The organism is Pseudoalteromonas phenolica (assembly GCF_001444405.1).
In the GTDB taxonomy this organism is placed as follows: domain Bacteria; phylum Pseudomonadota; class Gammaproteobacteria; order Enterobacterales; family Alteromonadaceae; genus Pseudoalteromonas; species Pseudoalteromonas phenolica.
In genome coordinates this window covers 467,042-480,486 of sequence record NZ_CP013187.1, presented here as the reverse complement: position 1 = coordinate 480,486, position 13,445 = coordinate 467,042, and the positions used below count along the sequence as shown (strand labels likewise).

The 13,445-nt window shown below is 35.1% G+C and carries 12 protein-coding genes; 2 read left to right on the top strand and 10 right to left on the bottom strand.

Annotation, left to right across the window (positions count from 1 at the left end; translation table 11 throughout):
* Positions 1-2: 2 nt before the first annotated feature.
* From rfbC to PP2015_RS02155, 5 genes are read right to left on the bottom strand one after another with little or no spacing between them, the layout of a single operon-like run.
* Positions 3-548, bottom strand: a complete 546-nt coding sequence (rfbC, locus tag PP2015_RS02175; protein WP_058028712.1) for a dTDP-4-dehydrorhamnose 3,5-epimerase — start codon at positions 546-548, stop codon at positions 3-5.
* The gene (gene rfbA, locus PP2015_RS02170; RefSeq protein WP_058028711.1) at positions 545-1,441 is read right to left on the bottom strand and encodes a glucose-1-phosphate thymidylyltransferase RfbA; all 897 of its coding nucleotides are present in this window, start codon (positions 1,439-1,441) and stop codon (positions 545-547) included. The genes rfbC and rfbA overlap by 4 nt, the downstream gene beginning before the upstream one ends.
* Positions 1,442-3,679, bottom strand: a complete 2,238-nt coding sequence (locus PP2015_RS02165) for a polysaccharide biosynthesis tyrosine autokinase (RefSeq protein WP_058031520.1) — start codon at positions 3,677-3,679, stop codon at positions 1,442-1,444.
* Positions 3,680-3,693: 14 nt separating this feature from the next.
* Positions 3,694-4,128, bottom strand: a complete 435-nt coding sequence (locus tag PP2015_RS02160; RefSeq protein WP_058028710.1) for a low molecular weight protein-tyrosine-phosphatase — start codon at positions 4,126-4,128, stop codon at positions 3,694-3,696.
* A gap of 13 nt (positions 4,129-4,141) precedes the next feature.
* Positions 4,142-5,254, bottom strand: a complete 1,113-nt coding sequence (locus PP2015_RS02155) for a polysaccharide export protein (protein ID WP_058028709.1) — start codon at positions 5,252-5,254, stop codon at positions 4,142-4,144.
* A gap of 520 nt (positions 5,255-5,774) precedes the next feature.
* Between PP2015_RS02155 and PP2015_RS02150 the strand changes: the two genes are divergently transcribed.
* Both PP2015_RS02150 and PP2015_RS02145 read left to right on the top strand, forming a co-directional pair.
* On the top strand, positions 5,775-6,845 hold the full coding sequence (locus tag PP2015_RS02150; protein ID WP_083496489.1) for a sugar transferase: 1,071 nt from the start codon (positions 5,775-5,777) through the stop codon (positions 6,843-6,845).
* A gap of 2 nt (positions 6,846-6,847) precedes the next feature.
* Positions 6,848-7,657, top strand: a complete 810-nt coding sequence (locus PP2015_RS02145) for a glycosyltransferase (RefSeq protein ID WP_058028708.1) — start codon at positions 6,848-6,850, stop codon at positions 7,655-7,657.
* A 70-nt stretch (positions 7,658-7,727) separates the two neighbouring features.
* On the opposite strand, the gene wzy is transcribed toward PP2015_RS02145, so the two are convergent.
* The 5 genes from wzy to PP2015_RS02120 are packed head-to-tail and all read right to left on the bottom strand — an operon-like array spanning position 7,728 to position 13,423.
* Positions 7,728-9,092 (bottom strand): O-antigen polysaccharide polymerase Wzy, encoded by a 1,365-nt coding sequence (wzy, locus tag PP2015_RS02140; protein ID WP_058028707.1) that lies wholly within the window; start codon positions 9,090-9,092, stop codon positions 7,728-7,730.
* The gene (locus PP2015_RS02135; protein WP_058028706.1) at positions 9,079-10,245 is read right to left on the bottom strand and encodes a polysaccharide biosynthesis protein; all 1,167 of its coding nucleotides are present in this window, start codon (positions 10,243-10,245) and stop codon (positions 9,079-9,081) included. The genes wzy and PP2015_RS02135 overlap by 14 nt, the downstream gene beginning before the upstream one ends.
* Positions 10,242-11,324 carry a glycosyltransferase gene (locus tag PP2015_RS02130; protein WP_058028705.1) on the bottom strand — a complete coding sequence of 361 codons (1,083 nt, stop codon included), beginning with the start codon at positions 11,322-11,324 and terminating at the stop codon, positions 10,242-10,244. The genes PP2015_RS02135 and PP2015_RS02130 overlap by 4 nt, the downstream gene beginning before the upstream one ends.
* Positions 11,321-12,469 (bottom strand): CDP-glycerol glycerophosphotransferase family protein, encoded by a 1,149-nt coding sequence (locus PP2015_RS02125; RefSeq protein ID WP_058028704.1) that lies wholly within the window; start codon positions 12,467-12,469, stop codon positions 11,321-11,323. Before PP2015_RS02125 ends, PP2015_RS02130 begins: the two co-directional genes overlap by 4 nt.
* Positions 12,470-12,481: 12 nt before the next feature.
* On the bottom strand, positions 12,482-13,423 hold the full coding sequence (locus PP2015_RS02120) for a Wzz/FepE/Etk N-terminal domain-containing protein (protein WP_058028703.1): 942 nt from the start codon (positions 13,421-13,423) through the stop codon (positions 12,482-12,484).
* Between the last annotated feature and the right edge of the window lie 22 nt (positions 13,424-13,445).

Genomic DNA, 13,445 nt, shown 5'->3' with positions numbered 1-13,445 from the left:
CCTTAAAATACTGGTGCATCAACTAACAAAAGGCCTGCTTTGTCTTTTTCAGATAAAAGCGGAGATTGACCATTTACTAAAGGCCATTGAATATCTAACGCTGGGTCGTTCCACAACACACTCTGTTCGAACTGCGGCGCATAGTAATTTGTACATTTGTATACAAATTCTGCTGACTCGGTTGTGACGTAAAAACCATGGGCAAACCCTTCTGGTACCCATAATTGGCGCTTGTTTTCAGCACTTAATAACACGCCAACATGCTTACCAAACGTTGGGCTATCTTTTCTCATATCAACAGCGACATCGTAAACTTCACCTTGCGTGACTCGAACTAACTTACCTTGGGTTTGTTCAGTTTGATAATGCAGACCACGTAAAATACCTTGTGAAGATTTACTGTGATTATCTTGTACAAATGTAACGTCAGCAACATTTCCTCTAAACCACTCTTCTCTGAAGGTTTCCATGAAAAAGCCTCTGTCATCGCCAAATACTTTTGGCTCAAGAATCTTTACATCTGGGATGGCTGTCTCAATTATATTCATGAAAACACCTTCTGTTCCAGCAAACCAAGTAGGTATTCACCATAGCCACTTTTTCTTAATGGTTGCGCTATATCTCGAAGCTGTTGCTCTGTTATATAACCCATTCGGTAAGCAACTTCTTCTGGACAATTAACTTTTAAACCTTGGCGCTTTTCTATTGTCTCAATGAATTGCGCAGCTTGTAATAAACTGTCATGCGTACCTGTATCTAACCACGCTGTACCACGTCCCATAATTTCAACATTCAGCGTGCCAGCTTCAAGATACTGTTCAATAACATCGGTAATTTCTAATTCACCTCGTGCTGAAGGTTTCACATTTTTCGCGTATTCCACAACTTTATTGTCAAAAAAGTATAATCCAGGTACAGCATAGTTTGATTTTGGTATTACTGGTTTTTCTTCAATGGAAATTGCTTTGCCGGCATCATCGAACTCAACTACACCGTATGCTTTTGGGTTTGCTACATGATAACCAAACACAGTACCACCTACAGGTCGATTTACTGCTGCTTGAAGTGACTTAACCAAATCATGACCATAAAAAAGGTTATCACCAAGAATCAGTGCCACATTTGCATCACCAATAAAATCCTCACCTAGCAAAAAAGCTTGGGCTAAACCCTCTGGTGATGGTTGAGCAACATATTCAATACTGATGCCCCACTCTCGACCATCACCTAAGAGAGTTTTAAATTTTGATTGTTCTATTGGTGTTGTTATGATAAGTATATCTTTTATACCTGCGTTCATTAACGTTGCTATTGGATAATACACCATTGGTTTATCGTAAATCGGCATCAGTTGCTTACTGACTACCTTAGTTAATGGGTATAAACGTGTTCCACTACCGCCGGCTAAAACTATACCTTTTGTATTCACTACAATGTCCATTTACTTATCTGATTTATATTCATAATTGTAATACCCATAGTAACCATATGCATTACTTGCTTTCTTAACAACACCGTTAAACACAACACCTTTTACATCAATACCGTTTTGTTCAAAGCGGTTACGAGTAAGCTCCAGCTCTTTAACATGGTTTTGACCAAATCGTGTTACAAGCAAGGTGCTTCCTGCGTGTGTACTTACAATTGCAGGGTCTGTTACCGCTAAAATCGGTGGTGTATCAATAATTACTAGGTCGTATTTAACACTTACCTCATCAACTAATTTTGAGAAGTTTTCATGCATTAGAAGCTCAGATGGGTTGGGAGGTATTTGACCACGGGTCATTACATCTAACCCTTCAACTTGGCTATGCTTAACAGCTTGCTCTAGATTTATTATTCCAGACAAATAATCACTTAGACCATTATCCCACTGCATACCAAATTGTGTTTGCAGATAACCTTTACGCATATCAGCGTCGATAATAAGCACTTTTTTGTCGCTTTGTGCGAGTACAGTAGCTAAGTTTACTGAAATAAATGATTTACCTACACCAGGACTAGGGCCTGAAATGGCAATTACATTATTCTTTGCTTCCATCATGGCGAAATGAAGGCTTGTGCGCAAGCTCCGCAGCGCTTCAATTGAAAGGTCTGCTGGGTTATCCATGGCAAGTATTGATTTTGCTTTGGCAGTTTTTCCTTTACGCGCTTTTGCAAATCCTGTTAGTTTAACCTGATATTCTGAATAAGGCACACTAGCATATACAGGTAAACCTAAAGCTTCAATTTCACTAGGATCTTCAATCCCTTTATGAATTGCTTTTTGAATAAGCACAATTGAAACTGCTAACATACTACCTAACAAGGTCGCTATTACAACTATTAAAGCTTTTCTTGGCTTGACAGGTTTTGAGGTATTTACCTCTGCAAGATCAATTACACGCACGTTACCAACTGTACCTGCACGTACAATATCTAACTCCTGTGTTTTAGCTAGCAACAAAGTGTAAATCTCGTTGTTAACTTCAACGTCACGGGTTAAGCGCAATAGCTCTTGTTGGGTTTCTGGTAATACCTGTACTTCTGCTGCTAAACGGCGTTTTTGATTTTCAACCGCTTCAATTTGTTCAACAGCAGCCTGATAGCTTGGGTGGCTTTGCTTAAACTTACGACCAAGTTCGAGCTTTTTTAGTTCAAGCTCTTGCACTTGTGTTTCGAGTTTAACGAGCTGCCTTAATACCCCCTCTGTTTCCAAACTTATATCAACTGATTGTTGTTTAACCTGGTAATCATTAAAGCGTTGTTCAGCGGCTTCTAATTGTTTTTTAACTTGCGGGAGCTGATATTCTAAAAAGTCTAAAGATTTTTGCGCTTCTGCACTGTTTCGTTCAACGTTTCTACGTACATAAGTACCAGCGACTTTGTTTAGTACAGTCTCAGCATATTCAGCGCTGGCATTTTGTAGGCTTAGGTTGATAATGCCTGAATCTTTACCTTTTTCACTCGCACCGATGGCAGCTTGCAGATCAAGAATGGTATTTAAACGGTCACGCTTAACAAGCAAAAACTCTGTGTCTGGACGAGCGCTTAGTGTTTTCAATGTCAATGAAAAAGCACCATTTGACACATCTTCACCTACCTTACCTTCTAAAATGCTTTCACCATTATCATTAAGTAATTCAAATCGATTGTTAGCTAATGCAACTAAAACAAAGTTAGTACCAATTGCATTTTTAGGCACTTCAAATTTAAATATTTCAATTTTCTCACCACCCCATGCGTAGCTGGATGCTCCAAAACTTGGCTCAGCTAAATCACCCTCTTGAATTGGCGCATATTTGCGGAATGCTCTGCCACCAATAACTGGAAATAGTTTTGGTTCGGCGACAATATCTAGTTTTAGGCTGTCGACAGCTTCACCAAGTATACTTCGAGATTTTAAAAGTTCGATCTCAGTCACAGCAGCAGATGTACTTTCAAACATTCCGCCCAGTTCATCAAAACCAGGGACTGATCCACCTTTTTCTTCAACCTGTATCATGGCTGTCGCTTGATAAATCGGAGTACTAAATACCGCAACCGCGACACCAATTATCATAAATAAGACTGTAACGGCAATAATGAACCACTTACGGTCAAGTAAAGCACCAAATAAAGCCATTAAGTCAATTTCTTGCGCTTGTTCTGAGGCTTGTTTTTGCTGCGAGCCACTTAATAGGTGTGATTGAGCATTCATTGACTCTTTCATCCTTATAAATACTTCTGCCAAGCGCTGCACGCGCTATCGATTAATTCGTAGACATGTTCAAAGGCTTCACGGCTTTGTCGATAAGGGTCTGGTACTTCTTTGTCGCCTAACCATTTACCAAGTAGGAATGTTTTACCGCGCGCTTGAGGGTAACGGGTACATAAGTCTTCTAGGTGACGCTTCTCCATGACCAAGATTACACTGTTATGAGTCACAAGACTGGTGCTAATTTGCTGGCCTTTGTGCTCTGACATATCAACGCCATATTGCAACGCTAACTCTCGTGCAAAGCTATCTGCTGACTTGCCTTCAAGCGCAGTTAACCCTGCAGAGCTAACTTTGACATTTTTGCCCGCTAACTTGCTTTTTAAAACATATTCAGCGGTAGGACTTCGGCAAATATTACCTGCACATACCATTAAAACACTATCGAACATACCGGCTTGCCTACTACTGGTTATCTATATCTTGTAATCTATCAACGGTCGTTAGCGCAGGTAACAATAGACTAATAACTTTGTTCCAACGAGCTAATGGCGCGCTTGTGACATAAACAATATCTTGTGGATCTAATTCGAATTGCTCTGCCAATACTAACGCAGCAACATTTTTTGCGTGAAGTTGATATACGTCAGCGATAACCCCATCTTTTTCGAGGTCACGTTTTCGAAGCACAAAAATACCGTTAGCATCTGCCGAACGTTCTTCAATACCACCCACTTCACTAAGCGCTTCAGCTAGATTCAAGCCATAACGATTAACTTCAACCTTACCAGCACGCTTTACATCACCTAGTACATACACATTTCTTTGGTCGTTACGTGTTACATGAACAATGTCACCATGCTGTAACAAGCGGTTTTGCGAAATGTCACCTTTGGAATAAAAATCATCTAAACGAATTACTTCGCTCTCGTTACCACGTGTAAAAGTGACTACTTTCCAGTCAGCCCGCTCGTTTAAACCACCGGCTTGATTTAAAGCATCAATTAAGGTCAATGGCGTTTCAGTGACCGGGTAAACACCTGGCTTTTTCACTTCACCAGTTACGTACGCTTTTTGGCTTCTAAAGCCGACTACTTTTACGTCGATTTGTGGATCTTCAATCACGCGACTTAAGCGTTTAACCAGCTCCTCTCTTACTTCTGCAACTGTTTTTCCTGCTGCAGGTACGTTGGGAGCGTAAGCATAGGTGATGGTACCATCAGCCTGAACACGAAAACCATCGAACTCAGCTGTACGCTGAACTGCAGCTGGAATTGTCAGCTCAGGATGATCCCAAACGCCAATGGTTAACACATCGCCAACACCGAGTTTGTATTCATAATTAGAAAGATCAAGGCCAGCAGTCGAGATAGATGTTCTTGTTTGAGAGACGTTTTTTTGCTGCTTGATAAGGGCTGAATCTATGAGTTGGATATTGACTTTTTCTAACTCCCTTTCAAGGTTTTCAGTTTCTTCACCTTGCTTTAGTCCTTCAAAATGGCCGCCTGGTATAATTGTACAGCCACTCATTGCCAGAAAACATGCTGAAGCAATGAAAGTTTTATAGCTTTGCGCCATTTGTTCTTCCTAAAATCATTCTTGTTAGCTTTGTCTAAAGCCTTTATGTAGAGCTGGGTAATTAAACCATTTGTAGATTTTGTTAGCAAGTAATCGTCGTGTGAATTTTTTTGTATACTTTCTAGATATGAAATCACTAAAAAACCTAGGAAAACAAAAGAACAACTATCATTTTACTATTTCACGACCTTCAATAAGTTATTAGCCACTTTCACTTAATACATTAATTTCATTCTTATTTTTCAAAGCAGATAAAACGGCCTGAACTGTTAAAAGAAATAACATTTTCTACTAACAACAAATTGAATATTTGGAATAGTCTAATTTATTGGCTTTATATATAGAGCAGAACACTTTCGCTTGAAAAATACTTCTCCTACCAGAAGCACTCAGTTTACAAATTAAAACAAAATCCCTTAATACTATAACTTTGTTACAGTTTTTTTAAGTGCAAAAATAATGTATTATGACTAGTCCGTCGATTAGTTTTTGTTAATTAGGTAAGAGAAGCAAAAATATTATGTCATATAGTCTGAGTAAAGAGTCTAGTCAAGTTAGTAATGGAGTTGATCCTAAACTACTCAAAAACAATGACCAACATGCTTTAAGGGGTACATCAATTGATGCTGATAATGATAATGGAAATAACATTAACATAGATCAAACTCATAAAGTAAGGCCTCTTTCTCAAAAAAGCGATTCGTTATATGTTTTTTGCCCTGAAGAATTCACCCCTCTTATTATTCAGGTACTAAAGAAGCACAAAAACTTAAATTTTCACATTAATGATTTTTCGGCGCGTAAATTTAAAAACCTTAAGATTTGCCATTTTAAGAGTGAGCACTTGTCTCAAAAACAAAAAAACTTTTTGATCGAAGCCACTGAGTTCGGCGCAAAAGTTGAACCTCTTGTAAGTTTTTTAGATCGAAACTTAGGTTATACAGAAGTTGAGCTGTTGCATAGCGGTTATTTTTTACATCAGAAGGCATTTTCTATACTTTCAAGCAAAAGAAACCTTTTCTTTAAAAGGGTAATTGACCTGATGTTTGTTTTTTTACTCTCTCTAGTCGCCATACCTGTTGGCTTAGTTACAGCCATATTTATTAAACTCGAATCAGCGGGTCCCATTTTCTACAAACAACGTAGAACAGGTCTATATAATAAAGAATTCAAAGTTATTAAATTCCGCTCTATGAGAAATGATGCAGAAAAGCAAGGAGCCCAATGGGCATCTAGCAATGATTGTAGAGTGACAAAAGTCGGAAAATTCATTCGTAAAACTCGTATTGATGAGTTACCGCAATTAATTAATGTTTTAAAAAATGAAATGTCAATGGTAGGCCCTCGTCCTGAACGAGAACATTTCATTGTTCAACTTGAAAAAGAAATTCCATTTTACCGCTTTAGACACGCTGTTAAGCCAGGGATTACAGGTTTAGCACAGGTAAAATATCCTTATGGCGCATCAATTAACGATGCGGTTTGGAAGCATAAGTTCGACATTTACTATATTAAGCACCAAACTCTCATGACAGATCTAAAAATACTCTTCCTTACTATAAAAACTGTATTATTTGGTAAAGGTCAATAGTTATGCACACTCCAGATTTTTCTGTTCTTTGTTCTTTATATTACAAAGAACAGCCTGACTTTCTAAATGCTTGCCTTGAAAGCATTTCAAATCAAACCCTTTTGCCTTCTGAAGTTGTCATAGTGCATGATGGACCTCTGACTGGTGAACTTTACAAAGTGCTAAATCGCTGGAAAGTACAACTGCCGTTAAAAGAAGTGATTCTTAAAGAAAACGTTGGATTAGGTAAAGCTCTAAATATTGGACTAGAGTCTTGTTCGCATGAACTTGTTATTCGTGTAGATACTGACGATATTAACCTTCCACATAGATTTTATGAACAAGTGGAGTTTATGCAAAGCAACCCTGATGTAGCAGTATCAAGTGGCCATATTGAAGAGTTTCACCACTGCCCAACATCTCCTAGCAACATTAGAAAGGTTCCAGTTCAAAATTTAAAAGTACAAAGCCTTAAACGCAATCCGATCAATCATATGGCTTGTATTTTTTTAAAAAGTAAAATTATTGCTGCTGGCGGCTATAAGCATCTGATGTTTATGGAAGACTATTACTTATGGCTAAGGGTTTTAGCTAATGGTTTAAAGATAAAAAACTTGAACAAAGTTTTAGTTAAAGCTCGCACTGGTAATGGAATGCTTGAAAGACGAAGAGGAATAGTTTATGCCAAAAGTGAGCTTAAGCTAATGAAAAGCATTTATAAATTAGGTTTAACTAAAAACCCAATAATTCTTTCTCGCTTCATTCTGAGAAGCGGCTCACGACTCCTTCCAAAACAAGCATTAAAGCTTGTATATAAAACACAAAGAAAATAGTTATTTTATAATACGTCCCTAAATGGCCACTTTTTCCTGTGGCTCTTTTGAGTAGCTCAATCTATAAAAGCTATTTAAACTTACTTTTAGATTTTTTTATCGCGTACTTAAAGATTGATAAAACTATGAACACAATTGTTAATATTGCTAGCAAAGAAAAATTCCTAAAAAGTGAACTTCTAGACATATAAGCTACGTTACTTATAACTATCAAGCTAACCAATAAAAAATAACGATTGTAGAGAATGTCTCTCTGGAATACAGCTATAACTCTTCCAATAAAGACACACATGATCAACGTAACAATTATACCTGACTGATAGAGTTCAGCTACAAAGTTGCCTCCTAATCCTTTCCCCTGACTAAATAGCTTATCACCAAGTACATGGTAACTTATAACATCTCCAAGTAATCCCAACTCATTTAACCTTTCTACATTCTGAGATCTATAAATGGCGGCCTCAGGAGATATAGGAGAAAAAACACTAAAATCTGAGGTGAATTTATCTAGGTTTTCCATAGTAAAAGGTAACATATAAAAGCTATTGCTTTGCGATATGAAGAAATAAGATAGTAAGTTATTATCAGACAATTCAAAATGCCACCCTTGCCTATAAAATTGAACAAAAAGCAAGAGTGAAATCATAAGAATAAAGACAAAAAACAACGTTGAAATCTTAGGAGGACGATTTGGATAACAATTGTAATAAACAAAATATAGAACTGACGTATACAATACAAAAGAGCTTCTGACGCCAAGCAACAAAAATGCTATAGCAAATATAAGAAATAGAGAGAAATAAATTCTGACACGCTGCCATTGCGCATTAGCTGAAACCAAAATAGCAAATGAAATTACAAACAAATATCTAGAAACATCTACCCAAAACGGCGCATTCACTCCCTCAGAATAATAGGCATAATATCCAAACTCACTAATGAATTTGAATTCAAGATAAAACTTAATAAACGTACCTGGAGCGAAAATAAAAAAACAAATCCGACCTATATCGAAAGATAGTTTATCAAACCCTAATCTTGGTGCGCATTGCTTAGCAGTTCGCCCCTTTTCAAAAGACGAAACATAAGAAAAATTTATAAGACTTAACACTAATGAATAAAAAATAAAAGATTTGCTAATAAGTTCATCACTAATTAAATTTAGTCCTGCGACTGTATAGGCTAGATTTATATCAGAAAAGCCAAAGTATCTACCGCCTAGAATAAATATAAAGAAGCAACCTAAAAACAAAAAGTATAGGCTTGCAGTACTACCAAGACTGAGTGCAACTATCAAGCAACGACAGTAAACAACCGTTAGCAAGATAAAACTAATTTCTAAATCAACAAAAATATTAATTGCAAAGAAATAGTATAAAAAGAGCGAAGCTAAAACTAACAACCCATCAATAAATATGTTTCTAAGAAGCAGCATACTTTGCCTTTAAAATCACTTCAAATGACTTAATGCCAGTCAACAGCCATAACAAATCCACAACATTCAACTCTACGTTGAAGAAGTAAATGAATAAACTAACAAGCAAGAGTAGTAATAGTGATATTTGAGAAGAAATACTGTTAGATTTTGCTTTACCTCGATGGATTAATATCAGCTCCCCAATGACAAGTGAAACAACAGTAACTATCACTAAAAAAAGAACTACACTGATCTCTTCCACTAACTCTATTTTAAAAAATGCAGATATTTCTACTCTGAAGAAGTAAGTAGCCAAAACAATAGATGCACTCAAAAAAATTGGGACTAATAAATATATTATATACCTTTTTTTTTGAACCCCATTAGAAATCCGTGACAGTAGTATACCCGTCAGGATCATAGGCCCCATTATTGCGAATGAAAAAACCTTTAAGGCAACATCTAATTTTGCAAAAAGTGCCGGCGTAAGTAAAAAGCCACACACTATCAAAAATAACTTATCAGTTAAAAGAGAGGCTGCTTTACTACCGAAATAGTGTTTTGAAGATTTAATAGCCGAAAGTGCAGTATTCCATTCATAATGAAAAGAAAAGCTCACAATTTTTGAAAGTACCAAATACTGAATAACATTTACTGCTGCAAGTGATAAAGCATAAAAAAGTGTGAAAAGCTGTACCGTTAAATGGTCGATTAGAAAAGCACAAAGAACAAGCAGTAGAACAAATTTTACAACACCTAATAAAGTCAGAATATGAGCCTTTTTCAATACAATAAACGCATGTGATAAAGAAAACACCTCAAATAGCACTATTAAGTACAAGGAAATAATGATAGCTGCACTTCTATCGGGCCAGAAAAAATAACAATAGGCCAAAAATAATGGGCAAGTAAAAAACAGAATTGTCACCTTCGCAGTTAATACTTGCTCTATTACCTGAGGTAACCCAGAAGAAGAGGATCTCAGTATGCTAGTCTCAAAGCCAAATCTAATTAAAATAATTAAAAAAGCAATAATGCTTAAACCTAAGGAGAATAAACCGTAATTTTCTACCCCGTATGAAGAAATAAACGCAGGTACAAGCATAAGAACGATAACAGAGTCCAAGCCTCTATTAATCAATAAAGATACAAAATCTATTATAAGTTTCAAATTTCTATTTCTTTTAGTGACTTCTCAAGGTGCTTTATATTGAGAAACTCATCAAAGCATTTTTTTGCTGATTTGCTCATTTCTCTTTTATCTTCATCACTGAGATCAATAAACTCTCTTAACGAGCTTTCAGCATTAGTATCTGCAACAAGGCCGCATTTATGAGTTTCGACATATGACGACATATTCGTTTTTTTATTAACAATTACAGGTAAGCCATCGCCCAAGGCTTCAGATATGACTAGAGGCATAGCTTCTGAATTGGAAAACAACACTAATGCATCATAATTTTCAGACATTATCTTCCTCTTAGAAGGTTCTAACAAACCATGAAAGGTAACGAAATCATTTAATTCCAATACATTTATTAATGAAAGCATTTTTACTACCTCAGGTTCTGAGGTTTTCATCTCTTGCAATGATAAACTCTTATTTTCACCGTACCCAAAAATATCAAGTTGAAATTCATATCCTTGCTTTTTTATTTCCTGAAATGCATGAAGCATGGTTTCAATACCTTTATAATAAAAATCTATCTTTCCAAGAAAAACAAACTTGTTACCATGATTTTTATATATAGCTTCATTTGGTTCATAAGCTATTAAGTTTGGTATATATTCAACCCGTTCTTTTTTAACAATTATTGAGTTATGAAATTCTGACTCATTACTAAATATGAATTTATCGCTAAGATAAAGCATAAGCTTAATTAACGGTCGGTATAATATTTTCTTAATCGAAGGTTTAAAAAAAGCATTTGTTGTTAGTGAACCATGCGATTGTATAAAAAGTTTGCTTCCTACAAGCTTCGTAAGCACAGAAATAATTGGAAATAACGGATGGTAGATAGAGTGTATTATTACAACATCAAACCTTTCTTTCCTAAGAACAGAAAATAGCTCATATAAGCCATTAAATTTAATGAAGCTCTCATCTGTTGACTCTCCATTAAAAAAAAGTAAATATGAGTTAAAGCCTAAATCCTTTAAACCTTGATTTAGTTGATTTACCATTGCATTCATTCCACCAACATAATAATTTGGCTTCACATTGGCAATATTTAATACTTTTTTTTTCATAAAGAAATTATCTGATTATAAAGTTCAGAACAGGATTTTCGGTGACTAACATCAAGTAAATCTTTACCTAAAAATGATTCTTTTATCTGATAATTATTTAGGTTGCCTGAAAATAAACCATTCAAAGTATCTATAAACTCTTCAAAAGCTAGCACTTCTTTTCCTACACTTACTTCATCATAGTTATAGTTTAACCCTCTAGAAGTAGTATAGCTTTCTTTATCATATGGAAAAGTTATAACAGTCCCACCAGTTATAGCGTAATCGAACATTATTGATGAGTAATCAGTAATTAGTAATTCAAATCTATTAAGGTAAAAAGAAATCTCCTCGACTTCATTAGCTGAAAGTAAAACAATATTTTCACCGTCAATATAATCTTTAAATCCTTTATCAAGATGATGAGGCCTAATAAATAACTTTGCATTGTTATGTTTAAGTAATGAAACAAGCTTATCTAGTTCGAAATCACTGAATGGAAAATATTTTGTGCTTCCAGCATCTCTATAGGTGGGTGCATACAGGATGTTAAACTTCCCATTTACTTTTTCATTTACAAATAAATTTGTTGCCTCATCTAAAGAGCAACCAAACATTTCACTAACCAAAACTCCTGTAATTAAGTGGTTTTTACGTGAAACATTGAAGCTTTTCGAATACACATCACTTAAACAAGGAGCTTGAACTGCTAGATATTGATTAAAAATAGAATAATAGTATTTGTAAATTAGCCGTTTGAAAGCGCTTTGAAACTTATCTTCAATTCCAATACTTTTTAAAGGTACACCATGCCATAAATTTATAAATTTCCTTCCTTTTAGGGATGTTGGAAACATACAAAATGACTTTGTAGAAAACAGCCAAAATTTAGCTGAATAGATGATTTTTAAGTCACTCGTCTTTCTATATGATAAAAAGTATGGACCAAACTTATTAATTAACATTGTCCTTTTGGCATCATCGTCAATTATAAAATAAACATCCACTTCTTTTTTGTATATAACAATGAATTCAAAAAATATTCTTGAAATAAAGTTATATGATTCATTATTGTATGAAGACACAATCATTAAGTTTTCTTTCTTTTTTTTAAAAAAGAATAAAAAACTAAAAAGAAAACGTTTTAGAATTATTAGTTTTTGCATATCAAGAATATTTTAAGACTTCTCTTTCATAAAAATAGATACAACCACAGCTATCATTGAAGATAAGATTAAGCCAATAACTAGACCTAAGATCACAATTAGAAAGCGCTTAGGTTCTGATTTTTCTTCCGGAAGGTAAGCAGGATCAATCACATCAAAAACATACTGTTCCCTGACATTTGCCATCATGATTGTTTTTGTATGCTCTTGAACCAAACTATGAAGAATTGTCCTCATATTAGAGATGTTTGTTTTCTCTATTTCCTTTGTCAGGTAATTGATACTTTTTTGAGCTTCGATTAAATCACGATTTCTCATTACTTGGTTTATTTCATAAACAATTGCTTTCACCCATGACTGTGCAATATATGGAGATTCGTGTTTTATCGCAATCTTTATTAATGAAGAGTCTTTCATTCGTGTTATTGATAAAATTTCTCGAAACTTTTTATAAGAATCGTTTACAGAAGGTGCTTTATTGTTTTTTTGATACTCTTCTGCAATCCAAACATTTTCATCTGAATTATATATTTCAAAGTCATAATGTAATTTATTGCTTTCTCTATCCCATGATGAAACCGCAAGCAATTGTGGGAGTATTTTATATTTTTCAACAAAATTATTAATGAATTCCCTCGATTTTATTATTTCTATTGCAAGGCTTACCTTATCTACACTACCACTAGAAGGTAATGATAAACCAGCAAGTGAAGCAATACCTCCAAACTGGCTAGATAAAGAGTTTAATGAATTAGAATTCATAGATGCAGCTGGAGATACAATAACTTCAGAGCGATAAATGTTTGGCATTAATAAAGCAATTACTATTGATATGACAACAAACAAAGATGTTAAAGCGCATACTAGAGTCTTGTAGCCCCAAATTATTAATAGCAAATCAACAACACCTTGATCTTGATTAAAATTTTCAGAACTCTTGGTTTCAACTGACATTAATTCTCTCTTAAGTTAAGTT

Bases quoted from the DNA above. Each gene is read 5' to 3' on its own strand.
- rfbC (WP_058028712.1), bottom strand. From the start codon at position 548: ATGAATATAATTGAGACAGCCATCCCAGATGTAAAGATTCTTGAGCCA.
- rfbA (WP_058028711.1), bottom strand. From the start codon at position 1,441: ATGGACATTGTAGTGAATACAAAAGGTATAGTTTTAGCCGGCGGTAGT.
- PP2015_RS02165 (WP_058031520.1), bottom strand. From the start codon at position 3,679: ATGAATGCTCAATCACACCTATTAAGTGGCTCGCAGCAAAAACAAGCC.
- PP2015_RS02160 (WP_058028710.1), bottom strand. From the start codon at position 4,128: ATGTTCGATAGTGTTTTAATGGTATGTGCAGGTAATATTTGCCGAAGT.
- PP2015_RS02155 (WP_058028709.1), bottom strand. From the start codon at position 5,254: ATGGCGCAAAGCTATAAAACTTTCATTGCTTCAGCATGTTTTCTGGCA.
- PP2015_RS02150 (WP_083496489.1), top strand. From the start codon at position 5,775: ATGTCATATAGTCTGAGTAAAGAGTCTAGTCAAGTTAGTAATGGAGTT.
- PP2015_RS02145 (WP_058028708.1), top strand. From the start codon at position 6,848: ATGCACACTCCAGATTTTTCTGTTCTTTGTTCTTTATATTACAAAGAA.
- wzy (WP_058028707.1), bottom strand. From the start codon at position 9,092: ATGCTGCTTCTTAGAAACATATTTATTGATGGGTTGTTAGTTTTAGCT.
- PP2015_RS02130 (WP_058028705.1), bottom strand. From the start codon at position 11,324: ATGAAAAAAAAAGTATTAAATATTGCCAATGTGAAGCCAAATTATTAT.
- PP2015_RS02125 (WP_058028704.1), bottom strand. From the start codon at position 12,469: ATGCAAAAACTAATAATTCTAAAACGTTTTCTTTTTAGTTTTTTATTC.
- PP2015_RS02120 (WP_058028703.1), bottom strand. From the start codon at position 13,423: ATGTCAGTTGAAACCAAGAGTTCTGAAAATTTTAATCAAGATCAAGGT.